The following is a 268-nucleotide window of genomic DNA, read 5'->3' as shown; positions in this document are numbered from 1 at the left end:
GGACAAAGCCAAGGCCGAGGTGGGTGTGCAGATCGTCGAGCGCTGGATCCTGGCTCGTCTACGCCATCAGACCTTCTTCTCGCTTGCCGAGCTAAACCAGTGCATCCGGGCTTTGTTGAATGAGCTCAACGAGCGCCCGTTCAAGCAGCTGCCCGGTAACCGACGCGAGGCGTTTGAGCAGTTGGACCGCCCGGCACTGGGGTCACTACCGGTGCATCCCTATCGCTATGTCGCCATCAAAACGGTCAAGGTCAACATCGACTATCAC

Annotated in this window: 1 pseudogene; it reads left to right on the top strand. The window is 59.0% G+C overall.

Annotated features, from left to right (window positions below):
• Positions 1–268, top strand: a pseudogene (locus B4920_RS26425) (IS21 family transposase); the annotation flags it as partial.

This window comes from Zoogloea sp. LCSB751 (assembly GCF_002028455.1).
Lineage (GTDB): Bacteria > Pseudomonadota > Gammaproteobacteria > Burkholderiales > Rhodocyclaceae > Zoogloea.
The sequence above is the reverse complement of the archived record's forward strand: the minus strand, read 5'-3'. Positions and strand labels throughout refer to the sequence as shown.